This is a genomic window from Paenibacillus shirakamiensis (assembly GCF_017874255.1).
Taxonomy (GTDB): domain Bacteria; phylum Bacillota; class Bacilli; order Paenibacillales; family Paenibacillaceae; genus Fontibacillus; species Fontibacillus shirakamiensis.
The window spans coordinates 395,305-419,307 of record NZ_JAGGLD010000001.1 but is presented as its reverse complement, the minus strand read 5'-3'; the positions used below and the strand labels follow the sequence as shown (position 1 = coordinate 419,307).

The 24,003-nt window shown below is 45.8% G+C and carries 22 protein-coding genes; 1 reads left to right on the top strand and 21 read right to left on the bottom strand.

Annotation, left to right across the window (positions count from 1 at the left end):
• Positions 1-16: 16 nt before the first annotated feature.
• Together J2Z69_RS01890 and J2Z69_RS01885 are read right to left on the bottom strand one after the other, a co-directional pair.
• Complete coding sequence (locus J2Z69_RS01890) at positions 17-1,786, bottom strand: DAK2 domain-containing protein (RefSeq protein WP_209858657.1); 1,770 nt, start codon at positions 1,784-1,786, stop codon at positions 17-19.
• 15 nt (positions 1,787-1,801) lie between these two features.
• Positions 1,802-2,161 (bottom strand): Asp23/Gls24 family envelope stress response protein, encoded by a 360-nt coding sequence (locus J2Z69_RS01885; RefSeq protein ID WP_209858655.1) that lies wholly within the window; start codon positions 2,159-2,161, stop codon positions 1,802-1,804.
• A gap of 194 nt (positions 2,162-2,355) precedes the next feature.
• Between J2Z69_RS01885 and rpmB the strand changes: the two genes are divergently transcribed.
• On the top strand, positions 2,356-2,544 hold the full coding sequence (gene rpmB / locus J2Z69_RS01880; protein ID WP_209858653.1) for a 50S ribosomal protein L28: 189 nt from the start codon (positions 2,356-2,358) through the stop codon (positions 2,542-2,544).
• Between the two features lie 70 nt (positions 2,545-2,614).
• Here rpmB and spoVM read toward each other — a convergent pair whose 3' ends face one another.
• The 19 genes from spoVM to J2Z69_RS01790 form a co-directional block, all read right to left on the bottom strand.
• The gene (gene spoVM / locus J2Z69_RS01875) at positions 2,615-2,695 is read right to left on the bottom strand and encodes a stage V sporulation protein SpoVM (protein WP_055107596.1); all 81 of its coding nucleotides are present in this window, start codon (positions 2,693-2,695) and stop codon (positions 2,615-2,617) included.
• 172 nt (positions 2,696-2,867) lie between these two features.
• Positions 2,868-3,533, bottom strand: coding sequence for a ribulose-phosphate 3-epimerase (gene rpe / locus J2Z69_RS01870; RefSeq protein WP_209858651.1), 666 nt, complete (start codon positions 3,531-3,533; stop codon positions 2,868-2,870).
• A gap of 4 nt (positions 3,534-3,537) precedes the next feature.
• Entirely contained in the window at positions 3,538-4,446 is a 909-nt protein-coding gene (gene rsgA, locus J2Z69_RS01865) for a ribosome small subunit-dependent GTPase A (protein ID WP_209858649.1), read from the bottom strand.
• Between the two features lie 58 nt (positions 4,447-4,504).
• A complete protein-coding gene (gene pknB, locus J2Z69_RS01860; RefSeq protein ID WP_209858647.1) occupies positions 4,505-6,589 on the bottom strand; it encodes a Stk1 family PASTA domain-containing Ser/Thr kinase in 2,085 nt (694 codons plus the stop codon).
• Complete coding sequence (locus J2Z69_RS01855) at positions 6,586-7,359, bottom strand: Stp1/IreP family PP2C-type Ser/Thr phosphatase (RefSeq protein WP_209858645.1); 774 nt, start codon at positions 7,357-7,359, stop codon at positions 6,586-6,588. The genes pknB and J2Z69_RS01855 overlap by 4 nt, the downstream gene beginning before the upstream one ends.
• Positions 7,360-7,366: 7 nt before the next feature.
• Positions 7,367-8,413, bottom strand: a complete 1,047-nt coding sequence (rlmN, locus tag J2Z69_RS01850) for a dual-specificity RNA methyltransferase RlmN (protein ID WP_209858638.1) — start codon at positions 8,411-8,413, stop codon at positions 7,367-7,369.
• 132 nt (positions 8,414-8,545) lie between these two features.
• Positions 8,546-9,937 (bottom strand): 16S rRNA (cytosine(967)-C(5))-methyltransferase RsmB, encoded by a 1,392-nt coding sequence (gene rsmB / locus J2Z69_RS01845; protein WP_209858637.1) that lies wholly within the window; start codon positions 9,935-9,937, stop codon positions 8,546-8,548.
• Positions 9,934-10,875, bottom strand: a complete 942-nt coding sequence (fmt, locus tag J2Z69_RS01840) for a methionyl-tRNA formyltransferase (RefSeq protein WP_209858636.1) — start codon at positions 10,873-10,875, stop codon at positions 9,934-9,936. Before fmt ends, rsmB begins: the two co-directional genes overlap by 4 nt.
• Positions 10,872-11,378: a peptide deformylase gene (gene def, locus J2Z69_RS01835; protein WP_209858635.1), complete on the bottom strand. Its 507-nt coding sequence runs from the start codon at positions 11,376-11,378 to the stop codon at positions 10,872-10,874. The genes fmt and def overlap by 4 nt, the downstream gene beginning before the upstream one ends.
• A 666-nt stretch (positions 11,379-12,044) precedes the next feature.
• Positions 12,045-12,179, bottom strand: coding sequence for a hypothetical protein (locus J2Z69_RS19240; RefSeq protein WP_281069360.1), 135 nt, complete (start codon positions 12,177-12,179; stop codon positions 12,045-12,047).
• An 87-nt stretch (positions 12,180-12,266) separates the two neighbouring features.
• Complete coding sequence (gene priA / locus J2Z69_RS01830; protein WP_209858634.1) at positions 12,267-14,801, bottom strand: primosomal protein N'; 2,535 nt, start codon at positions 14,799-14,801, stop codon at positions 12,267-12,269.
• Positions 14,794-16,035, bottom strand: coding sequence for a bifunctional phosphopantothenoylcysteine decarboxylase/phosphopantothenate--cysteine ligase CoaBC (gene coaBC / locus J2Z69_RS01825; RefSeq protein WP_209858633.1), 1,242 nt, complete (start codon positions 16,033-16,035; stop codon positions 14,794-14,796). Before coaBC ends, priA begins: the two co-directional genes overlap by 8 nt.
• Positions 16,036-16,121: 86 nt before the next feature.
• Positions 16,122-16,352 (bottom strand): DNA-directed RNA polymerase subunit omega, encoded by a 231-nt coding sequence (gene rpoZ / locus J2Z69_RS01820; RefSeq protein ID WP_209860426.1) that lies wholly within the window; start codon positions 16,350-16,352, stop codon positions 16,122-16,124.
• A 90-nt stretch (positions 16,353-16,442) separates the two neighbouring features.
• On the bottom strand, positions 16,443-17,015 hold the full coding sequence (gmk, locus tag J2Z69_RS01815; protein ID WP_209860424.1) for a guanylate kinase: 573 nt from the start codon (positions 17,013-17,015) through the stop codon (positions 16,443-16,445).
• Between the two features lie 13 nt (positions 17,016-17,028).
• Complete coding sequence (remA, locus tag J2Z69_RS01810; RefSeq protein ID WP_005548256.1) at positions 17,029-17,289, bottom strand: extracellular matrix/biofilm regulator RemA; 261 nt, start codon at positions 17,287-17,289, stop codon at positions 17,029-17,031.
• 49 nt (positions 17,290-17,338) lie between these two features.
• Entirely contained in the window at positions 17,339-18,226 is an 888-nt protein-coding gene (locus J2Z69_RS01805; RefSeq protein ID WP_209858631.1) for a YicC/YloC family endoribonuclease, read from the bottom strand.
• Between the two features lie 35 nt (positions 18,227-18,261).
• Entirely contained in the window at positions 18,262-20,151 is a 1,890-nt protein-coding gene (locus J2Z69_RS01800) for a bifunctional homocysteine S-methyltransferase/methylenetetrahydrofolate reductase (protein ID WP_209858629.1), read from the bottom strand.
• A 151-nt stretch (positions 20,152-20,302) separates the two neighbouring features.
• Positions 20,303-21,139 carry a diaminopimelate epimerase gene (gene dapF / locus J2Z69_RS01795; RefSeq protein WP_209858628.1) on the bottom strand — a complete coding sequence of 279 codons (837 nt, stop codon included), beginning with the start codon at positions 21,137-21,139 and terminating at the stop codon, positions 20,303-20,305.
• A gap of 69 nt (positions 21,140-21,208) precedes the next feature.
• Positions 21,209-24,001 carry a cation-translocating P-type ATPase gene (locus tag J2Z69_RS01790; protein WP_209858626.1) on the bottom strand — a complete coding sequence of 931 codons (2,793 nt, stop codon included), beginning with the start codon at positions 23,999-24,001 and terminating at the stop codon, positions 21,209-21,211.
• Between the last annotated feature and the right edge of the window lie 2 nt (positions 24,002-24,003).

Sequence of the window (24,003 nt, the reverse complement as noted above, 5' to 3'; positions counted from 1 at the left end):
CGTTCTACCGTTTCCCTTAAGCTTCAACAGCGAATAAATAATAATAAATAGGCTGTCCGCCCTCATGGGTCTCTACTTCGGCTTGAGGATACGTGGTCTTCAACCAATTCAATAGAAGCAACGTGTCCTCAGGATTAGCTTCTTCGCCCGTGAGCACAGTTACAATCTCATCACCGTTAATCAACATCTGTTCAAGTAGAGCTTTGCTTGTATCCAAAAGTCCCGCTTCCGTCGCTACAATCTTGGAATTCTCAATTCCAATATAATGACCTGCTGTAATCTCCAAATCATCAAAATGAGTATCCCGCACTGCATAGGTAACCTGTCCTGTCTTCACATGACCGATGGCAGCGAGCATTGTCTCTTCATTAATGGATAAGCTCTCATCTTCTTGGAAGGCAAAAGCTGCTGCAATGCCCTGCGGAATACTCTTACTTGGAATAACCGTTACACTGCGCTCTCCCTCTAAGAGATCCTTAGCTTGCTGAGCTGCTAATACAATATTCGAATTATTCGGTAGGACGAATACATGCTGCGCAGAGATCGAGTGAATAGCTTTTACAAAATCTTCTGTGCTTGGATTCATCGTCTGACCGCCAGATAATACAACATCAATTCCTAGGCTTGTAAATATATCCGCAATCCCTTGTCCTGATGCAACAGCAATGAATCCATAAGGAGCCAGTTCATCTGCTGGAAGCGTAGCAGGTTCAATCACACGCGTCTTCTCTGCAGGAATATCAGCAAATAGCTCAGGCGCAGGGGCGATATCCATACCTGCCGTAAGCAAATCTCGATGTTGTTCACGCATATTCAAAATATGAATTTGAGTGATTTCCCCGTAGCGAAGAGCTAGATTAAGTACTTCGCCCGGTGATTTAGAATGAACATGCACCTTAATTACTTCATCATCCGCAATGACAATGATGGAATCACCATTCACCGAGAGATTTTTGCGGAATTGATTCTCATCAAAGGCAGTCCCTTTTGCATCCCCAAGCTGCCGATTAATGAAGAACTCCATATCATACAAAAACTCAATGTCTTCCGTATCTAGACGGGATTGAGCTGATGTAGGTAGATCAAACAGAGGCTTCTCTATGGATACCGAAGTTGAAGGCTGCGATGCAGCTGTTTGCTTTGATGCTTCTTGGAATCCGCTTACCGTCTGATTTTGCAAGTATTCTAAAAATCCTTCGTAGATATATACAAGCCCTTGTCCACCCGAATCTACTACTCCGACTTGTTTTAGGACAGGAAGTTGTTCAGGTGTGTAGGCGAGTGCCTCTTTAGCTTTGGATAAAACTTCGGTCATTAATTCGGTGACATCGGTAGTGCGACGTGCAAAATAAACAGCATGTTTCGCCGCTTCTTTTGCCACAGTAAGAATGGTCCCTTCCACAGGCTTAACTACCGCTTTGTAAGCGGTATCGACTCCGCTCTGCAAAGCAGAGGCAAATTGAACTGTATTCAATTCCTCATAAGTAGCAGAATAACGGCTAAATCCACGGAACAGTTGTGACAGAATTACGCCAGAGTTCCCCCGTGCGCCCATCAGAAGACCTTTAGAAAGAACACCTGCACGGCTGCCAATTCCCCCACTGCCATTGCGAGAAAGCTCTCCTACACCTGCGGTCATCGTCAAATTCATGTTCGTTCCAGTATCTCCATCAGGTACCGGGAACACATTCAACGAATTGACATGTTCGGCATGCTGTTGAAGCCTGGCCGCCCCGGCTAAAGCCATAGCGGTGAAATCTGTCCCATTTAAAGAACGCTTACTCAATGAAAATTCCCCTTCCTAGCTAGATACACGTACGCCTTGGACTACAATGTTCACTTCATTCACTTGGAGTCCTATAATATCATGTAGAACATATTTAACTCTTTGTTGAATGTTATAAGCAACTTCTGAAATTTTAGTTCCATAACTTACGATAATATATAATGTAATTACGATTTGATTATGATTTGGTTTCACTTCCACGCCGCGAGTAAGATTCTCTCGCCTAAGCAGTTCCGCAATCCCATCCTTGAACTGCTTCCGGCTAGCCATCCCTACGAGTCCATAACATTCCATGGCGGCCGATCCGGCAATAACCGCTACCGCTTCATCCGAGATATCAATGTGTCCATATTCGGTATTCAGTTCAATAGCCAAATGTCGTTCACTCCTCCCCCTAAAATATTATGGACTATTCATCATTGTACTATAAGAAGAAGGAGAAATAAATAAAAGAAGACTCAAGTAGGACAAATAAACTTGCCATAGCGGTTGACGAAGCTTTTTTTGCTGTGATATGATATTTGGGTATGGTTTTAGGTAGGTGTATTGGAACAAGGAGGTGTAATTCGATGTCTCGCAAATGCTATGTAACAGGTAAGAAACCAAGCAGCGGTAACCATGTATCTCATGCTAACAACCGTAATCGTCGTACTTGGGGCGTTAACGTTCAAAAAGTTCGGATTTTGGTAGACGGTAAACCAAAACGCGTTTACGTCAGCACCCGTGCTTTGAAGTCCGGTAAAGTGGCTCGCGTGTAATTTTGGAACCATCAGGCATATAGACAAAAAGCACCTTTTATTATAAGAGGTGCTTTTTTCAATGCCTATTTTAGTTCTTTTGAAAGGTATTTAGCACCGCCTTCACAAACCCTCCCAGAAACTTTGGTAACTTGAATGTATAGAACTTCATGGTTCACCCTCCCCATACTTCTCATGCCTTGCTTATTCTATGTTACGAGCCAGTGCCCTGTGTGCATAGGCCCACAAAAAAAGGCTACATGAGAACCTTCGCTCATGTAACCATATTTATGCGTTGCAGACGTCCCCTATACCAACAGACAACCTGTCGAGTTGTCCTCTTTTTATGAGAAGGCCTGTACACTGCCTCGAATCTCAGCTATAGCCGCACTTCGGTCAGCCTTACTATATACAGCGCTACCCGCTACAAGAACTTGCGCACCGGCTTCTACTACCATAGGAGCCGTAGCTGCCGTTATGCCTCCATCTACCTCAATGAGCAAATGATTCAAACCACGTTCTTCCTTCATCGTTTGAAGTTCCCGTATTTTACGTACCGTACCTGGGATAAAAGACTGCCCTCCGAATCCCGGATTCACAGTCATAATTAGAACCATGTCCAGATCATCTATCACTTCTGATAAGGTAGAGACTGGTGTGGCTGGGTTCAATGCTACACCGGCCTTAACGCCATGTTCTTTGATGAGATGAATGACTCTATGCAAGTGTACACATGCTTCCTGATGTACCGTAATCACATGCGCTCCCGCAGCTGCAAATGCCGCAATATACTGCTCTGGGTTCTCAATCATTAAATGTACATCCAAGGGGAGATTCGTGTGTGGCGCCACCGCCTGCATGACGACAGGACCTAATGTAATGTTAGGAACAAAGTGGCCATCCATCACATCGACGTGAATCCAATCTGCTCCTCCGCGTTCTACTTCTGCAATCTCTTCTCCAAGCTTGGAGAAATCAGCCGATAAAATAGACGGTGCAATGTTGATCATCAGGTTAGTACCTCCGTTTCTTATCTTTCATTTCTTGATAAAATGTTTTGTAATGTTCATATCTACTTGAAGCAATATCTCCATTTTCTAGTGCATCTAGCACTTTGCAGCCTGGTTCATGCAGGTGACTACAACCTCTGAATTTACAAGATTCAGACAGTGGAACGAACTCCCGGAAACAGTTAGAAAGAGTGTCCACACCCAATTCCAGAAAATCAAGTTGACTAAATCCAGGTGTATCCGCTACAAATCCACCATTCTCAAGTTCAATCAATTCAGAATGTCGTGTTGTGTGCTTCCCGCGGCCTAGACGCATGCTAATAACATTGGTCTCTAGATCCAGCCCAGGTAGCATAGCATTGAGTAACGAAGACTTGCCTACTCCAGACTGCCCAGAGAATACACTAATCTCTCCAGCAAGACGCTGTTTCACTTCGGCGGTTCCTTCACCAGATAATGAGCTTGTTACAATCACTTCATAACCGATTGCGGTATACAACGCCTTAACCTTGCGTGTAATTTCTTCACCGGCCTCTTCATCGTTATCGTGAAGCAAATCCCGTTTAGTTAGACAGATTAGAGTATCCAAACCCTCATTTTCAATATGAACGAGAAACTTATCCAAGAGCTGAAGATTCATATCTGGTTCCCTTAAAGAAAAGAGAAGCACAGCAAGTCTAGCATTCGCCACAGGAGGCCGTACTAACTCGGTAACCCTAGGATGAATCTCCGTCACGGTGCCTTCCCCATTCTCTGAAGGCTCATAGACTACGTGATCCCCAACTAGAGGAGTGATTCCCTTATTTTTGAAAACACCACGTCCCCGGCATTGAACCGTCTCACCGGGATGACTTCCTTGTGGTTTTACATAATAATAGCCGCTTAAAGCCTTAACAATTAAGCCTTCTGGCATGTTTGAGGCCTCGCTTCCATAGGAGTCTATCTAAGGTTCCTTATAAAGTTACATTTCATTAAGGATTGGTCGTTGTTGCTCCGGGTTCTGTCTGACCTTCCACGGGATCTTCAGGTTTGTTCGGATCAGGTTGTGGTGGTTCAGGTGTCGTGTTAGCGGGAACATTCGGATTCGGATCCGGAACTGTTCCTTGCTTAGCATCAATATAGGATACTTGGTACGTATCTAAAAATTTGCCATTGCGATAGACGATCACTACGCCGTCTTTGGTTGGAGCTAGTACCAAATCGATTGGCATCGTTTGGTTTGCCTTAATCGTCTTCGTACCCCACTCTAAGTTTTCCCCACGAGCATCGGTGTAGACAATACGAATCTTACTACTTTTCCCGTCCTTCTCAGGGGAAACAGGAACATTGTACGTATAGCTTATAGCCTCAGGTGGATACCCCGAGCTTATAGTCAAAATTACTTCATCGCCAGGATTAACCGGGGTGTTCGGTGCATACGGCCATTGCTCTATTACTTTACCGGTCTGCGTGTAACTTGCCTTTTGCTTAATGCCGTCATTCGCAATTTTCAGCCCGACTTCTTTCACCTTGGCTTCCGCTTCTTTTTGAGATAAGCCAATCAAGGTAGGCATGGATACACTTTCTCTGCCTTTGCTTACCGTAAGAGTTATCGTTGCAATGGCAGGATCAAACTCGCTATCTGCAGCCGGATTTTGCGTGATCACCTTGTTCATAGTAACCTCATCACTATTCGTATCAATGCGGCTAATTTGGCTGTCTGTCATTTTGTAATCTGATATTAATTTGCTATGTGCTTCATCGTAAGAGAGCCCCTTCAAATCCGGAACCTTCTCAAGCGGTTTATCTTTACCTACCCCAATCTCAATGGACGAGCCTTTGAGCACTTCGGTGCCTTGTGGTTTACTCTGGAAATAGACGGTTCCAGTCGCCACATCTTTTCGATACTCACGCTTGACGGGTTCCTGAATGATAAGGCCGACTTTGGCAAGTTCAGCTCGCGCAGCATTCTCTTGCATATTGATTACATTTGGAACTTGTACATTATCATTAGCCTTAAGATTAGATTTAACATACCATGCGACACCTAGCATAAACACAATGATAAACAGAGTAATTCCTGCCCAAATAACAGGTTTTACCCAAGTCTTTTTACGTGTTGGGTCTGTATCTTCTTTGTTCATTTCTCTCGAAGATTTGCCCCCCGTAGTTCTCGGCTGCGGCTTAATTGCTGGAATAACTCTGGTTTTGTCTGCATCTTCAAGATCCGAAAATAGAATTTTAGATTCCCGTCTACGCTCGGGAAGTAAGCATGTCTCAAGATCCCGTAACATTTCTTTGGCTGACTGATAACGTTCGCCCGGATTTTTACGCATCGATTTGAGGATAATATTCTCTACGCTCTGCGGAATCAGTGGATTAATCAGTCTCGGTTCTTCAAAAGGCTCCTGTAGATGCTTGAGCGCCACACTAATTGGACTCTCCCCATGAAAAGGGACTTTCCCCGTCAGCATCTCATAGAGAACAATGCCCAGTGAATACAAATCAGATTTCTCGCCAGTTACCACACCTTTAGCATGTTCTGGAGAGAAGTAATGGACGGAACCCACCACGGAGCCCGTCTGGGTAATCGTCGCGGCCGAAGCCGCTCTAGCAATCCCGAAATCCGTTACTTTCACGCGGCCATTACGGCCAATGAGAATATTATGTGGCTTAATATCCCGGTGAATGATCTGATTCTGATGGGCATGATCCAAAGCATCGGCAATCTGAGCTGTAATCCGCACTGCCTCGTCCACTTGAAGCGGAGCACGGTCTTTTATAATTTCATTCAGATTATGTCCTTCTATATACTCCATGACGATGTAATGAATATCTTCTTCCTGCCCTACATCATATATACTAACCACGTTCGGATGCGACAAAGATGCGGCAGATTGCGCTTCCCGCCGGAAACGGCGAATAAATTCTTCATCATGTACAAATTGCTGACGGAGTACTTTGATCGCTACATTCCGTCCGAGCAAAATATCTTGTGCACGATAGACCAGAGCCATGCCGCCTCCGCCAATACGCTCAATAATTTGATAACGACCGCCCAATTCGTGTCCGATCATTTATTCCACTCCTTTACACTAGAGCCCGCCGCCGTAAGTACTTCTACGAGTACTACAGTGATATTATCTTCTCCTCCGGCGTCTAAAGCGAGCTTAAGCAATTGCTCCGCCCGATCTTCCAGTGATACTCCTGTCCTGCCTACCGTCTGTAGGATGTGATGCTCCGCCACGTAGCTACTGAGTCCATCGCTGCAAAGTAACATCACATCTCCGTCTTGCAGCAAGATGTGCTCCAGATCCACTGTCACTTGTGCATCCGTTCCTACAGCTCTAGTAATAACGTTACGCCTTGGGTGCTGAGTCGCTTCTTCCTCAGTAATCTGACCACTTTTTACTAATTCATGGACTAACGTGTGATCTTCAGTTAGCTGAGTAAGTCCACCTTTGCGATAAATATATACACGGCTGTCTCCGATGTGACCAATGATGGCTTCCTTCCGATCCATAAGTACTACCACAGCTGTAGTGCCCATATTGTGCATTTCCACACTGCCAGAGGCTCTACGATAGACAACATCATTTGCATGCAACATGGCCTTTCGTAGTGCTTCCTTACGCAATTCAAATGAAGTGCCGCGGGATAAAGAACTTAAATCTGACACAATGGTCTCTACAGCAAGTCGACTAGCGGTATCTCCCGCCTGATGTCCACCCATACCATCTGCAACAATGCCTAAGGTATACCCTTGTTCTAGATTAGCAGCCCAAGCTGAATCCTCATTGACCGAACGAACATGTCCCACATCACTAACAAATACCGTTTTTATCAAATCATCCTCACCTCGCACCAGACTCCATATGCTTCGCCCGCAATTGCCCACAAGCCGCTGCAATGTCATGACCTTGCTCTCGGCGAATTGTTACATTCACGCCTTTGTCCGCCAACACACGCTGGAATTGGAAAATATCACTTCGGGAAGTACGGATATACTTTCTCTCAGGCACATGGTTAACCGGAATCAAATTCACGTGACAAAGCATGTTTTTGAGTACATTCGCTAGTTCCTCTGCATGTTCTGGTCTGTCATTCACACCACCAATAAGGGCATATTCAAATGTAATCCGGCGTCCCGTCTTAGCTTGATAGTACCTCAAAGATTCCATCACATCATCAAAAGGAAATCTTCGGTTGACTGGCATAAGCTTCGAGCGGAGTGCATCATTTGGAGCATGTATGGAGATCGCAAGATTAATTTGTGTATTTTCATCCGCAAAGCGGTAGATGTTCGGCACAATACCACTGGTCGATACAGTAATATGCCGCTGTCCAATATTCAATCCCTTTTCATGAATCATTAGACGTAAAAATTTCATGGTTGCTTCGTAATTCTCGAAAGGTTCGCCGGTACCCATGATTACGATACTGCTGACCCGTTCGCCACGCTCATCGAGTATTTGTTGTGATCTTACGACTTGAGCGACAATCTCGCCCGCTGTAAGATCCCGCTTTAGTCCGCCTAATGTGGATGCACAGAATGTGCAGCCTACACGGCAACCTACTTGCGTAGTTACACAAATACTGTTGCCATAGCTATGTTTCATAATTACGGTCTCAATTGCATGATCATCATGCAGACCAAATAGGAACTTCACCGTTCCATCCTTGGATTCAAATTTAGTGATCTCCTTCAGAGTAACGAACTGAAAGCTATCATTTAGCTTCTCACGTAAACCTTTAGACAGGTTCGTCATCTCTTCAAAAGAATTGACACGCTTCACATAGACCCAGTCAAAAATTTGTCCTCCGCGAAAGGCGGGTTCATTGTGCGATACTGCCCATTCCTGCAGCTCTTCCAAAGTAAAATCATATATAAAAGGTTTCATCTTCACACACCTGTTCTATAAAATGTTAATCTCTAATTCTCTTCATTCTTCCCATTTTATCATAAATAGGGATGACACTAAAGAGCAAAACCCGCTGGAATGGTCTCCAGCGGGCATAAGCCTCCTGACATACTAACCTAGTTTGACAAGACGGGCAATATAAAATCCGTCAGAATGATAATCCTGAGGCAGGATTTGTAAACCAATTTCTGCTCTAGAAGCATTCGAAGATCCTTGCAGTATAGGCTCAGCCTCACTGAATTCTGGATGCTTTTTCAAGAAAGTCCGAATCAGCTCTTCGTTCTCCTGTTTCTCGACCGTACACGTACTATATACTAGAATACCGTCTTTTTTTAGAAGAGAGGCTGTTCTCTCCAACAATTCCAGTTGCAGCTTAGAGATATCTTCGATATCCTCCGCTTGCTTGGCCCATTTGAGATCAGGTTTGCGGCGAATAACACCCAATCCTGAGCAAGGAGCATCAAGAAGAATACGATCAAAGGATGCTGCCGGATATAGGCTTTGCATTTCAAGCGCATCTCCTGTAGTTGTACGAATTGTGTGTAGGCCAAGACGAATCGCTTGATCTTCAATCAACTTCGCTTTATGAGGGTGAATGTCATTAGCGATAATCTCCCCCTTAAGGCCCAACTTCTCCGCCAGATGCATCGACTTGCCCCCAGGTGCTGCGCAGCAGTCCAGTACACGCATTCCTGACTTAGGATCGACGGCCGCGGCTACTAACATAGAACTCTCGTCTTGAATAGATAACCTTCCGTCCCGATACCAATCAGTCAAGGCCATATTGCCGCCACTACGCACGATGATTCCATCTTCAGATAAGGATGAAGGAATCGCATCGACCTGCGCTACATGCATCTGACTCAATAATTCATCACGCGTGAGCTTGGTCTGGTTCACCCGAACACTTACAGAAGGGGGTTCATTGTTCGCTTGGCACATCGCATTAGTAACTTCTTCTCCATACTGACTTATCCAGCGTTCTACCAACCACTGCGGATGAGCATGCTCAAGCGCAATGCGCTCGGCAGCGGGAAGATGCTCCGGTAATTTCAGTTCATCTTTACGTCTGAGAACATTCCGTAGCACACCATTGACCATACCCGAAATGCCCTGATGGCCACGTTTTTTTGCGATATTTACAGCTTCATTTACCGCTGCATGGGCAGGAATTCGGTCTAGATAATATAATTGATAAAAACTCAACCGGAGCAAATTTCGCACCCACGGCTGAAGTTTCTTCATGCCTTTAGCAACGAACGGTTCTAAGAAATAATCAATAGTCGAGAGCCGAGAAATCGTTCCGTAGACCAATTCTGTAGCAAGTCCCGCATCCGCACCTTTAAGTTCGCTACGCTGCAAAGCGCCATGCAGCTGCATGTTGCTGTAGGCCCCATCCTCTTCCACTTGCGTGAGCACTTGCAAGGCTACTTCTCTGGCTGTACGTGGAGCGGCGACTTTTTTGCGATTAGCGTCCTTCGTTGGACGTTGCGATTCGCTCATACGAGCACCTCACCTTGCTTAAGGATACCGCCGCGTAGAAACTCAGAAGCATTCATCGCTTTTTTTCCAGCAGGCTGAACTGTGGTCAAGAAGACAGAACCATCCCCCGTTTGGACTTCAATTCCTTTATCCGAGAGACTAAGAATCGTACCTGGAGCTTGTCCAGACTGCTTCACACTTACAGCTTCGGGCTTCGTGATCTCCCAGACTTTGAACACTTCATCTTTCCAAAGCGTAAATCCCCCGGCAAAAGGAACCAATCCTCTCACGCGGTTATAGATCGCACGTGAGGAAGCGGACCAATCGATGCGCTCATCATCCCTTGTTAAATTTTTGGCGTAAGAAGATTCTTCATCCACTTGAGGAACCCGATCAGCCTCACCCTTAAGAACCTTGGGCAATTGCTCCTGTAACAATTCAGCTCCCGCTAGACTTAATTTCTCAAACAACGTGCCTGATGTATCTTCATCCGTAATCGGAACGATTGTTTTTGCAATCATATCGCCTGTATCTAGCCCCTCAGCCATATACATTAACGTAATTCCAGTCTCTTGCTCCCCATTAATGATCGCACGCTGAATAGGCGCTCCCCCTCTATATTTCGGCAAAAGAGAGCCATGCACGTTCAGGCAGCCATGCTGAGGAAGATCAAGCACAGCTTTGGGTAAAATTTGTCCGTAAGCTGCCGTAACAATGACATCGGGTTCATAGGTTGCTAGTTCCTCCACAGCCTCTGCACTGCGCATACGAAGCGGCTGTAGCACGGGAATGCCATGCCGCAAAGCCGCTTCTTTTACAGGGGTAGGGGTAAGTACTTTTTTTCTACCTTGAGGGCGATCGGGCTGCGTAACCACCGCAACTACGTTATAACCTTGTTCAAGCAACATTTCTAAAGAAGGCACCGCAAAAGCCGGCGTTCCCATAAATACAATATTCAATCCTCATTCACTCCTTGCCCTGCTGATTCCTCTTCTTCTTCCGGTGGAATCTCATAATAAGTCTCGGCAAGTTCTGTATATAAAATGCCGTTCAAATGATCAATCTCATGTTGGAATGCTCTTGCCAATAACTCCGAACCCGTAATCGTGATCTCCTTACCTTTACGATCAAGTCCTGTGACCGTGACTTGATTCGCACGCCGAACATCACCACGATATCCAGGGATACTAAGGCATCCCTCTGGCCCAAACTGCTCCCCATTCGATGCCGTAATTACAGGATTAATCATTTCAATAAGTCCGTTGTCATCCCCTACATCAATCACAATTACCCGCTTAAGTACGCCTACCTGCGGCGCAGCTAGACCTACCCCTTCCGCCTCATACATCGTATCCGCCATATCCGTTAACAAGCGGCGAATCTTCGGTGTGATCTCCTTCACTTCTTCTGCTACCTGATGAAGAACCTCGTTAGGTTCTAGTACAATTCTTCTAAGCGCCATGCCTTACCCTACCTCCATTTATGTGTTTATTCCATCATATATTAAAATAAAGACTCCTATGCCACATCAAAGTCTAAAATGTAGGCCCAATTCACCAGTCATTACACGCTAACTTCACATATCCGCATCCCAAGACCACACGCTAATCTCCACTCAAACCTAAGCGTATCCCGCAGGGAGAGCGCCTCTAACCTCACACATCCGCATCCCAAAACCACACACTAATCTCCGCTCAGACCTAAGCGTATCCCGCAGGGAGAGCGCCTCTAACCTCACACATCAGCATTTCAAAACCACACACTAATCTCCGCTCAGACCCAAGCGTAACCCGCAGGGAGAGCGCCTCTAACCTCACACATCAGCATCCCAAAACCACACATTAATCTCCGCTCAGACCCAAGCGTATCCCGCAGGAAGAGCGACTCTAACCTCACACATCCGCATCCCAAAACCACACACTAATCTCCGCTCAGACCCAAGCGTATCCCGCAGGAAGAGCGACTCTAACCTCACACATCCGCATCCTAAAACCACACGCTACTCTTCGCTCCGCCCCAAGCGTATCCCGCAGGGAGAGCGCCTCTACCATCCACACCAAGCTCCAAAACAGCCATCACTCACTTCAGCGTGCCCAGAGGGCGACAAGCGACTGTCCGCTCCAGCCCCTTATGTTAAACAAGCCGAAAAATTACCGCCTAACTCCAACAACAGGCCCCCAAGTCCCGCCAAACCAGAAGCGGGTCCCAAAGGGACGGCAAGCGATCCCACGCCACCCCAAGCAAGATTCCATCTCTGCCCCATTTTCGTTATTCCATTCGGGTGTCCAGAGGGCGACGCCCTTGGGGCCCTCCCTTGAGGAAGGGAGGGTTTGGGAGGGATCTGCCCGCCTTACATCATCATCGCTGGGTCCACATCAATACTAATCTGAAGCAGACCATCCCTTAGCTGCTCAAGCGTCTCATTCGTGATTTCTCGAACCAGATCAATGGCATCCAGATCCCCTCGGTATTTCACAATACACTGAAAACGATAGCGATTCTTGATTTTAGGAATCGGGGAAGCAATCGGCCCCAAAATATCAAAGGCATCCGAAGTAAAGCGATCCAATCCACCGAACCATCCCCGCTGCTGCGCACGTCCTCGCAGTCCACTTGTGAAATTCTCAGCCATACGAACCACAAGTTGGAGATTTTCGTGCGATAAAGTAACCAAAATCAGCCTGCAATACGGAGGATAACTTAAATTACGTCGATGTTTCAATTCTTCACGAATAAACGATAAATAGTCATGATGACTCGCATGAATAATAGAATAGTGATCGGGCGTATAAGACTGAATGAACACTTCACCCGGAAGAAGATGTCTTCCAGCGCGGCCTGCCACTTGCGTTAGCAGTTGAAATGTTTTTTCGGCTGCTCGGAAATCTGGAAAGTTCAGCGAACTATCCGCAGCAATGACGCCCACCAGCGTAACATCAGGGAAGTCCAGCCCTTTCGCAACCATCTGGGTACCGAGCAGGACATCTGCTTTTTTATCGCGAAAAGCTTGTAACAGCTTCTCATGCGACCCTTTTTCTGAGGTCGTATCTACATCCATACGTATGACACGAATCCCTGGAAAAAGCTTGGCCAATTCCCCTTCTACTCGCTGCGTGCCTGTCCCAAAATATCGAATATGTTCACTTCCACATTCCGGACAGACGGAAGGAGCTACCTCGGAATATCCACAATAATGACAACGCATATTGTTAGATTTCTGATGATAGGTTAGTGAAATATCACAATTCGGACAGCCTGCTACATACCCACAAGTACGGCACATTACAAACGTAGCGTACCCTCTTCGGTTAAGGAAAAGAACGGCTTGCTCTTTGCGCTCCATGCGATCTAGGATGGCCTGATGTAATCCTCGGCTGAACATAGAACGATTGCCTTCCTTTAATTCTTCACGCATGTCCACAATCTCGACCTTAGGAAGCTGGCTACCGGACGGACGTTCTCGCATTTCCAATAAAATAGGAGCAAAAGATTCGTTCGTCTGTGATTTAGCGGCATGATAACTTTCAAGAGAAGGGGTAGCCGAACCCAGTATGACCACAGCATCATGTTGCATGGCTCGCTTCACGGCAACACGGCGTGCATGATATTTAGGCGTCTCTTCCTGCTTGTAAGAGGTCTCATGTTCTTCGTCCATTACAATTAGTCCAAGCTTCGGAAAGGGAGCAAACACGGCAGACCTTGCGCCAACCGCTACCATCACCTGACCCTCACGAATTCTTCGCCATTCATCATAGCGTTCACCTGCGGATAGTCGGCTGTGCAGCACCGCAACTTTATCCCCAAATCGTCCTTTGAATCTCTCTACCATTTGGGGGGTTAGCGAAATTTCCGGTACTAGAACAATTGACTGGCGCCCCTGCTGCATACAGCGCTCAATGGTCTGTAGGTACACTTCCGTTTTTCCACTACCCGTAATCCCGTGCAAAAGAAACACGCCATAAGCCTGATGATCTACCGTTTCACAGATTCGATCATAGGCCGCCTGCTGCTCTGGCGTTAGAGACAACGCCTTAGAAGCCTTGAATCTACGGTCCTTGTAAGGATCTCGGAATACTTCAACATCTTCAATGATAGCAAAACCTTTTTCAGCTAATTTCTTCACCGTTCCCGCAGTAGCACCTAAGGTAGACAACAGTTCCTGCATACCGATCGGCACTTCAACTTCAAGCAAAAAAGCTAAAATTTCTTTTTGACGTTTGGACTGGGCATTAAAGGAAGCCATCGCTTGCTCGGCTTCTTCCCCATGAACTGCGGCCACGACCGTCTTCACTGTCTTAATTTTCATGCGGTCTTTGATCGACTGGCTCTCAATCAGAATTCCTTGTTTCAGTAATTGCTTTATAATCACGCTTTGCCCAGGATAACGCTGATCAAGATGAGCTACGGTCACTGGCCCGGAAGCTTTAACATAGTCGATGATCTGTTTTTCTTCATCTAACTGAAGCAATGAATCGGAGTACCAATCTGGTTCATCTTCTGCTACATCCGTATCTTGCTTAGGTTCAGCATACCGAATATAACGTTCTGCCTTTCCTTTAAGTGCAGCGGGAATCATGACTTGTAGAGCAGAAATTGTAGAACACGCATACTCATGACTCATCCATTCAGCAAGATCCACCAAGTCCGGGGGAAGCGGGGGAAGATGATCTAGCAGTTCTTGAATCGGCTTCATCCGACTCAAACTCAGTTCGGAGTGATCCGATAAGCTAATTACAAAACCTTGCACCGTACGTCGTCCAAAAGGAACAGCTACTCTACTCCCTACGTCAATCCAGCCTCGCATCGATTCTGAAATAAGATAGTCAAAAGGCCGATCCGTCTCCCGACTAGGTACATCTACTATCACTTTAGCTACTTTAGGCATTATCCGGCACTCCAGCTAATCGCTCTGCAGCTAGATTCATGATATATGTCGCCGTATCTTTTTTGCTCATCAGAGGAAGGCCAACTACAAGTCCATTGTGATCGTAAATGCTCACGACGTTCGTATCCGTTCCAAACCCCGCACCTTCCAAAGTCACGTCATTAGCTACAAGCAAGTCACAGTTCTTACGCAGCAATTTGCCCATAGCATACTTCTCTACATCATTGGTCTCCGCAGCAAACCCAATCAAAAATTGTCGAGTCTTTTGTTGGCCCAAGGTCTCCAAAATATCAAGAGTTTTCACAAGCTCCAACGTCAGGGCATCTCCAGTTTTTTTCATTTTTCGGACAGCTTGTTCCTTAGGTCGATAGTCCGCTACCGCGGCTGCTTTTACTACAATATCCACTTGATCCCACTCAGCGATAACTGCATTGTACATATCCATACCCGATTCTACTCGCGTCAAAAAAATGCCGTCAGGCGGGTCAATTTGTGTACTTCCTGCAATGATATGAACGTCTGCTCCAAGCTGCTGAGCTGCCATGGCTATCGCAAATCCCATTTTACCTGAAGAATCATTCGTAATATATCGGACGGGATCTATTCGTTCCACCGTTGCTCCAGCAGTAACAATGACCTTCCGGCCTAATAATGGTTTTGGCTGACTTTCTGCTCGGTAGTTCTGCTCAAGTTGTCCAAAGTATTGCTCGATGAGCTGTACAATACTCTCGGGTTCTTCCATTCTACCTTTGCCCACATAACCGCACGCTAAAAGTCCACTTCCAGGCTCAATCATCATCACCCCGCGGGAAGATAAAAGTTCCAAATTATGAAGCACCGCCGGATGCTGATACATGTGCACATTCATTGCAGGAGCTAACATAATAGGTGCTTCTGTAGCGAGTAAGGTCGTAGATAACATATCATCGGCAAGCCCGTGGGCCATTTTGCCAATGATATTAGCGGTTGCGGGTGCAATCAGAATGAGGTCAGCCCAATCTGCAAGATCAATATGTGCGATAACGGAGGGATCTTTTTCATCAAACGTATCCGTATAGACGGGATGTTTCGATAAGGATTGAAGGGTCAGCTCGGTAATGAACCTTGTTGCGGATTCGGTCATGATGACCCTAACTTCCGCCCCAGCCTGCGTAAGCTTGCTACATAACGAAGCTGCTTTAAAGGCGGCAATCCCGCCACTTACCCCCAGCAGAATCTTTTTGCCAGTTAACATGATATCCCCTCGCATTTCATTTCTGTATATAGAAAAAAACAACAACCTTGCGGTTGTCGGATTTCAGCCCAAGAGGCTAGCTTTTATTATTTGTCTAAGTTATCTAGATTGGCCAAGCTTTGTCCGTCACGCTTGATACGCACAAGGTCGGTATAAATTTCTTCTAAAGCCACACCAACCTGCTTGTGAGACTTAGGCTGTCTCATATCAGTGGTACCGCCTTCTCTTAATTGTCTTGCTCTACGGGAAGCGGCTACTACTAGCGAATATTTGCTGTCAACTTTCTCCAGCATTTTGTCAATTGACGGATATAGCAATACAGACACCTCTTCTAGTTGGAACGCTGCTGTAGACCTAAATGGCATCTACGCTTGATTCCTTATTTTAAACATGTCGTCCTACCTTACCTATTTCCTTACCTTACAATGTTCGGCAACAATAATAGATTCTATTCTTGTACAAGCCAAGTCAATCTGATCGTTCACTACAGCATAATCATAATATTCCAGTAGATTAATTTCGTCTACCGCTACAGAGAGTCGATGATCTATAGTAGCCTGATTCTCTGTACCCCGACCTTGTATTCGATCTTTCAACTCATCCAGCGAAGGAGGAAGCAGGAATACGAAGACGCCATCCGGGAATTTTTCCTTGACCTTCAGGGCTCCCTGAACCTCAATCTCCAGAATAATGTCTCTGCCGCTATTCAGCGTCTCTTCTACGAAATCACGTGGAGTACCATAATAATTATCTACATACTGAGCATACTCGAGCAGTTGATCTTGTTCTATCATATTCAAAAATTGTTCACGGCTCTTAAAAAAATAGTTCACACCGTGTTCTTCACCAAAACGAGGTACACGTGTAGTAGCAGATACAGAATAAATTAATTCTGGCACGCGCTGACGCAGTGCACTACATACCGTTCCCTTACCTACACCGGAAGGCCCGGACAATACAATCAATAACCCTTTTGCCATTGTTCTCTCCATTTTATTCGTCGTTGTCATCGTCTTTCGTAGATAGCCTGTGGGCCACGGTCTCAGGTTGAACAGCGGATAAAATCACGTGATCGCTATCTGTAATAATAACCGCACGCGTCCGGCGTCCATACGTTGCATCAATCAGCATATGCCGGTCTCTCGCCTCTTGAATAATCCGCTTAATCGGTGCGGATTCAGGACTTACAATAGAAATAATCCGATTCGCTGATACGATATTCCCGAAACCAATATTAATGAGTTTAATGGCCATCTTCAGGTGATCCCCCTATAAATACTTCCTCGTGTGTAACCTGACAAGCTCATTCCAAATTTGCTGCTTGCTCACGAATCTTCTCCAATTCCGCCTTCATCTCCACCACACGGTTGACTAGAGCCAAGTGATTGGCTTTAGACCCAATCGTATTGACTTCCCGGTTCATCTCCTGAATGAGAAAATCCAGCTTGCGTCCGATGGGCCCTTGGGAATACAGCAAACCTCGGCACTGCTCGAAATGACTTCCGAGTCGGGTCAGTTCTTCATCTACGTTGGAACGATCGGCAAAGACCGCTACCTCCATACTGAAACGTTGCTCGTCCATTGTTCCATCAAGCAGTTCCGACAAACGCTGTTTGAGTCGGTTACGATAATCCGTAACTACAGTTGGCGCAAGGACCACCAACTCTGCATGAATGTCCTCAAGCTTCAATAATCGATCTTCCAAATCTTTGGCCAGATGCTGTCCTTCTTTCTCGCGCATCGAGAGCAAACCCTCTAACGCCTGCTTAAGACCAGCTAAGAGGACCTCTTCCCACTCCAAATCAGGATGGACATGATCACTAGATGCATCCGAAGGGACTAAAACATCGGGAAGTCCCAAAATTTGATGTGCTGATAATTGATCATCCACATTCAATCGATTACCGAGCATACGTGCAGCATCCAGATAAGCTTGAGCTGCTGCCATATTCACTACAAACGGCCTAGAAGACTCGTCTTCCCTCTCTTTACTTACGTGTACATCAACCCGCCCTCGCTGAATATAGCCTTGTACCATTCGTTTCATCTCGTCTTCATAGCAATTCCATTCCCGCGGAATACGCAGGTTCATCTCGGAATATCTATGATTCACAGATTTAATCTCGAATTGTATCACATAACCGCCAAAACGCTTAGTGGATTGACCGAATCCGGTCATACTGTATGACATCGGCATCACATCCGTTATCCTATTGTAATTGATAATTATAAGTGAAACAAGTGGGCCTTCTGCTCTTTCGACTTCTCCATTGCATATTTCGTCAGGGTTGCGGTCATCTCATAAAACATAAAGGGTGTCATGAGGTAGATTCCATTGAAATGCTCCATGGCAGCATCTACCAATTCACGAGCAATCTCTACCCCTTCTTTTCTCCCCTCTTCCCCTTGAAGTCCTTGCATCCGGGTCAACACTTCTTCAGATAGCTGAATTCCAGGAACTTCATTATGAAGGTACTCTGCATTCTTTCCACTTGCCAGTGGCATAATGCCTATAAATATAGGAATCGTAATATGTGCGGTAGCTCTGCGAATCTCTTTAATCAAATTCTTGTCATAGACCGGTTGGGTCATAATGTAATCGGCACCCGAAGCAATTTTTTTCTCCAGACGCTGAACGGCTTTGTCTAAATATTTTACGTTCGGATTAAAAGCAGCACCGACGACAAAGCTTGCTTTTTGTTTGAGCGGTTTGCCCGAGAAGGCGATGCCTTCGTTCAGTTGCTTGATCATCCGAATAATCTCAAACGAAGTCATATCATACACCGAGCTCGCTCCCGGTAAATCCCCAAACCGAGCAGGGTCTCCAGTAACAGCTAGCACATGATCTATACCTAGAGCGTCAAAGCCCATCATATGAGACTGAGTTCCAATTAAATTGCGATCTCGACAAGCAATATGAATAAGGGGTCTAAGACCTGTTTTAGAATGCACAAGATGGCCTAAAGCCATATTGCTCATTCGTGTAACCGCTAACGAGTTATCCGCTAGGGTGAGAGCATCTGCACCAGCTTCTTTTAAGGCCGCAGCGCCCTTCATAAACTTCGTAATATCTAAGTCTCTTGGAGGATCAAGCTCTACGATAACAGTATGTCTCTCCTTAACCAAGTCCACGATCGAAGGGAAACTCCGATGTCTTTTAGGTATATCTTGCTTTTCCTCCTTATGCTCATGAACGAGTTTGTCCACTGGGTCATAGGAAAGCGGGGAGACTTCAGCAAGAGGAACAGGGACATAACCTCTAAGTGCGCTCGCAACAGCGGCAATGTGTTCCGGCGTTGTACCACAGCACCCTCCAATTAATCTCGAACCCATATCAGCAAAAGATAGTGCGCTTTCCCCAAAATACTTCGGAGTTGCCCCATAAATATATTCACCATCTACGTAATCAGCTAGCCCCGCATTGGGATAGACGGACATTGGAACTTGAAGCGGACCGTGCAGCCTGTCCATGACACTATGTATTCCTTTAGGTCCGGAGTGGCAGTTAAACCCGACCACATCGGCGCCTTCTTGAATTAAGATAGCAAAGGCTTCCTCTATCGCATATCCATCAATAGTACGACCGATATCATCGACAGCAAATTGACAGATGACCGGAACGTCCTGAAGGTTACGAACTACGTTTAAGCCAATACGCATTTCCTCTAAGTCAAAAAATGTTTCAAATAAAATTCCATCCACGCCTTCAGACAAAAGAGCGCCAATTTGCTCTTCGAAATACATTTTCAGCTCTCTAGAAGAAATATTCATTCGCTTTCCGCCTTGAATCGATCCAACCGTACCTAGCACATATCCGTCACTTCCAGCAGCTTGACGCGCGATCCGGACACCCTCCCGATTGATATCTTCCACCTTGTGTTCCAAACCAAATTTGGATAATTTATAGTAGTTAGCTGAGAACGTATTCGTCTCAATTACTTGTGCTCCTGCTTCTACATAGCGACGATGAACATCTCTGATGACATCGGGACGAATCAAGTTGAATTCCTCGAAAGAAATACCTACTGGAAATCCTAACGTGTATAAATACGTCCCCATAGCTCCATCGCCAACAAGAACTTCATTTTTCCACTTTGAACGTAAATCCTGCTTCATGGTTGGTCCCCCCCAGCTAAAGCTTACAAATTCACATTATTCCATCTAATCATCCTATTTTGCAGTGCGGTAAGAGCAAAGATTGTCCTTCAAAGAAACAGCCCTTTCTCCTCAGAGAAGGGCTGTATACTCAGAGCAATGACTGCCTTGCTTAAGCTTCGATATAACCTTGATATACTTCCGCAGCAGGGCCACTCATATAGACATGATTATCTTGCTCATCCCATTCAATATAGAGGTCCCCCCCCTTTAGCCCTACCCATGCTGCTCGATCAGTAAATCCATTCAGTACAGATGAGACGAGAGTAGCACATGCGCCCGTTCCACAAGCAAGCGTCGGACCAGCTCCCCGTTCCCATACGCGCATTTCTACCCGGTCGCGGGACGTAATAGTAGTGAACTCCACATTAATTTTCCTTGGGAAATAAGGGTGTACTTCTAACAAAGGCCCCCAAGTTGCTAGATCAAAGTGTGGCGCATCTTCTACGTAAATAACACAATGCGGGTTACCCATAGACACCGCGGTAAAATGAAACTCTCTCCCATCTGCCTCAATAGGCTGATTCTGTACAGGATTAGCATTTAGCGTGGTAGGAACAGTTAAGCCATCCAAAATAGGCTCTCCCATGTCTACACGAACCGTTTGCACTTTCCCTTGGTCTATGCTCAAACTAACTTGCTGTACACCTGCACCTAACGTCTCGATTGTAATGTGCTCTTGATTCGTTAAGCCTTTATCATATACATACTTGGCTACACAGCGAATAGCATTTCCGCATTGTTCAGCTTCAGTTCCATCGGAATTAATAATTCGCATCCGGAAGTCTGCCTGCTCAGAGGGAAGAATAAACACTAACCCATCTGCTCCTACGCCAAAATATCGATTACACCAATCTATCGCAAGTTCGGATACGTTATCCGGTAATGTCTCATGACCATGAAAGACTAGGAAGTCATTCCCGAGTCCGTGCATTTTTGTAAATTCCATAGCTATCCCTCTCTCTTACGTCTTCATAGCCTTTAGTCTATAATTTTCAGAGAGGAAAAGCTATTCATTTTATGCCCGAATATTTGTACTTTTCACCGATACCGTTCGGCCCGTACCCGTTCTACGTCTTCTTCCAGACCATACGCTACCTATTCCTAATAAGAATGTTGGAATTCCGCCCGCCACAAATGCAAGGCACCATTCCCGTACACCTAAAGGAACCGTCTTAAATATAGGCTGTAAAGGTTCAATGTAAAATACAGCTAGCATTAATAAGAGTGACGAAAGTACAGCGAAGACTAAATATTTATTTTGCAGCATATTCCGGTGAAAAATGGATCTTGAGCTCCTGCAGTCAAATACATGAATAAGCTGGGCTAGCACAAGTGTGGCAAAAGCTACCGATTGGGCTAGCTTAAGCTGAGTCATATTATCCGGATCTATCCGGAGTGTAATCCAAAATGCCCCTAGCGTGCATACGCCGATAAGAATACCACGGCTTATGATTTTCCAGCCTAATCTTCGTGCAAAGATATTCTCATTTCGCCCTCTTGGCTTATGTTCCATTAAGTCTTTCTCGGGCTGATCTACACCAAGTGCCATAGCAGGAAGGCCATCCGTAACCAAGTTCACCCATAAGATCTGAATCGGAAGCAGCGGCAAGGGAAGACCTGCCAACATAGCAAAAAACATGGTCAGAATCTCTCCGACATTGGAAGCCAGCAAGTAGCGGATGAATTTCCGTATGTTCTCATAGATGTTTCTTCCCTCTTCTATAGCTGCCACAATAGTTGAAAAATTATCGTCATTCAGGATAAGTGCCGAAGCTTCTTTGGAGACGTCCGTTCCGGTAATACCCATCGCTATACCTATATCCGAAGCTTTGATCGCTGGCGCATCATTTACCCCATCACCCGTCATTGCTACAACATGCCCTTTGCGTTGCAAAGATTTCACGATGCGTAATTTATGCTCAGGTGAGACCCGTGAATACACATAAATATTGTCTACTTCTTTATCAAGTTGATCATCGGTTATACTCTCTAGTTGTTGTCCAGTAAGAGATTTCCCGCCTCGCACTAAAATGCCCAGTTCTTGTGCAATCGCTTCGGCTGTAAGTCCATGATCTCCTGTAATCATAACCGTCTTAATGCCTGCTCTACGGCAGATGGAAATGGCTTCTCTAGCTTCCCGGCGAGGTGGATCGATCATACCTGTCAGACCCACGAACACCAGTTGAGATTCCATTTGATCCATGGACGACACATTGTCCTGTGGACGGACATCGCGGTATGCTAGACCCAATACACGTAGGGCAGAACGCGCCATATCTTCGTTTGCCTTAGCTACCTTTTGTCGAAGCGTTCCCGTAAGAGGGACAATATTCCCATCCCATAACATATAAGAACAACGATCTAAAAGCACATCTGGAGCGCCCTTCACATAAGACAGTCGTCCTCCCTGATGACTCACAACGACGGACATTCGTTTGCGATCGGAATCGAACGGATATTCCATATCTCGTTGATATAACCCTTCAAGAGACTGCGGGGTGAACCCAGCTTTGGAGGCGAGTGTCACAAGAGCTCCTTCCGTTGGATCTCCTTTTAGCACCCAGTGAAGTATGTCCTCCTCCTTCCCTTTCTTTTTACCACTCTCTTCTGTCACATTAGATTCATAGATCTCTGCATTATTACAAAGCGCACTGATCTGGAGCATGCGGCGCAGACTAGAGTCTTTTTTGAGATCAGTAGATTTGCCGTGTGATAAAATGTGGCCTGACGGTTCATACCCATCTCCGGTGACTTCCAAAATGCGTCCTTCCAGCCAGAGCTGTTTTACAGTCATTTTATTTTGGGTAAGTGTCCCCGTCTTATCTGAACAAATGACAGAGGCACATCCTAAAGTTTCTACCGAAGGCAATTTGCGAACGATGGCTTTCCGTTTGATCATCCGCTGTACGCCAAGCGCTAGTGCAATCGTAACGATGGCTGGAAGACCCTCAGGAATAGCCGCTACAGCCAAGCTCACTCCTGCAAAGAACATGCTAGCCGGAGGCTGTCCATGCAAAATACCTGCCAAAACCACAAGCACAGTTAACGCAAGAGAAAGACCAATTAATATTTTGCCTAGTTGTTCTAAACGATGTTGCAGCGGAGTTTCTTGCGACTCTGTGTTCTGAATAAGGTCGGCTATCTTCCCCATTTCGCTATCCATCCCTGTGCGAATGACCACACCCTTACCACTGCCACGGGTAACCATCGTTCCCATAAAACCTAAATTTTTCTGATCGCCTAGAGGAACTTCAGCTTCACGAATCGCCGTTATTATTTTGCCCGATGGATGTGACTCACCCGTGAGTGCTGATTCTTCGACGTCACAACCACTTACCTTAAGCCAACGAATATCCGCAGGAATGCGGTCCCCACTCTCCAAGATGACAATATCACCAGGTACTAGGAATCGAGCAGGAATACTTTGTTCCTCCCCCCCTCGTATGACGGTCGCATTAGGAGCCGATAATTGCTTTAAAGCGCGAAGCGATCGTTCTGCACGATATTCTTGGATGAATCCAAGAACCCCATTTAACACAATAATAGCCACAATCGTAATAGCATCTAGGTATTCACCTAGTAGCCCAGAAATGAGCGTTGCGCCCATAAGAACAAGCATCATAAAGTCTTTGAACTGGTTCAAAAAGAGGATGAATGGAGAGATTCGCTTCGCTTCAGATAACTCGTTGTATCCGCTGACCTCACGCCTTACATCCGCTTCCTCTGGCGTTAAACCTTGATTCCGCTCCACGCTGAACCGTTGCAAGAGTTCCTCCGCACTCCACTGGTGCCAGTTTTTTTGTTCCATGT

Coding starts and splice junctions, on each gene's coding strand:
- rlmN (WP_209858638.1), bottom strand. CDS start 8,413: ATGAAACCTTTTATATATGATTTTACTTTGGAAGAGCTGCAGGAATGG.
- J2Z69_RS01790 (WP_209858626.1), bottom strand. CDS start 24,001: ATGGAACAAAAAAACTGGCACCAGTGGAGTGCGGAGGAACTCTTGCAA.
- spoVM (WP_055107596.1), bottom strand. CDS start 2,695: ATGAAGTTCTATACATTCAAGTTACCAAAGTTTCTGGGAGGGTTTGTG.
- J2Z69_RS19240 (WP_281069360.1), bottom strand. CDS start 12,179: ATGGGGCAGAGATGGAATCTTGCTTGGGGTGGCGTGGGATCGCTTGCC.
- priA (WP_209858634.1), bottom strand. CDS start 14,801: ATGCCTAAAGTAGCTAAAGTGATAGTAGATGTACCTAGTCGGGAGACG.
- J2Z69_RS01805 (WP_209858631.1), bottom strand. CDS start 18,226: ATGTCATACAGTATGACCGGATTCGGTCAATCCACTAAGCGTTTTGGC.
- coaBC (WP_209858633.1), bottom strand. CDS start 16,035: ATGTTAACTGGCAAAAAGATTCTGCTGGGGGTAAGTGGCGGGATTGCC.
- rsgA (WP_209858649.1), bottom strand. CDS start 4,446: ATGCCAGAAGGCTTAATTGTTAAGGCTTTAAGCGGCTATTATTATGTA.
- rsmB (WP_209858637.1), bottom strand. CDS start 9,937: ATGAGCGAATCGCAACGTCCAACGAAGGACGCTAATCGCAAAAAAGTC.
- gmk (WP_209860424.1), bottom strand. CDS start 17,015: ATGGCAAAAGGGTTATTGATTGTATTGTCCGGGCCTTCCGGTGTAGGT.
- def (WP_209858635.1), bottom strand. CDS start 11,378: ATGGCGCTTAGAAGAATTGTACTAGAACCTAACGAGGTTCTTCATCAG.
- rpmB (WP_209858653.1), top strand. CDS start 2,356: ATGTCTCGCAAATGCTATGTAACAGGTAAGAAACCAAGCAGCGGTAAC.
- dapF (WP_209858628.1), bottom strand. CDS start 21,139: ATGGAATTTACAAAAATGCACGGACTCGGGAATGACTTCCTAGTCTTT.
- rpe (WP_209858651.1), bottom strand. CDS start 3,533: ATGATCAACATTGCACCGTCTATTTTATCGGCTGATTTCTCCAAGCTT.
- pknB (WP_209858647.1), bottom strand. CDS start 6,589: ATGATCGGACACGAATTGGGCGGTCGTTATCAAATTATTGAGCGTATT.
- J2Z69_RS01800 (WP_209858629.1), bottom strand. CDS start 20,151: ATGAAGCAGGATTTACGTTCAAAGTGGAAAAATGAAGTTCTTGTTGGC.
- remA (WP_005548256.1), bottom strand. CDS start 17,289: ATGGCCATTAAACTCATTAATATTGGTTTCGGGAATATCGTATCAGCG.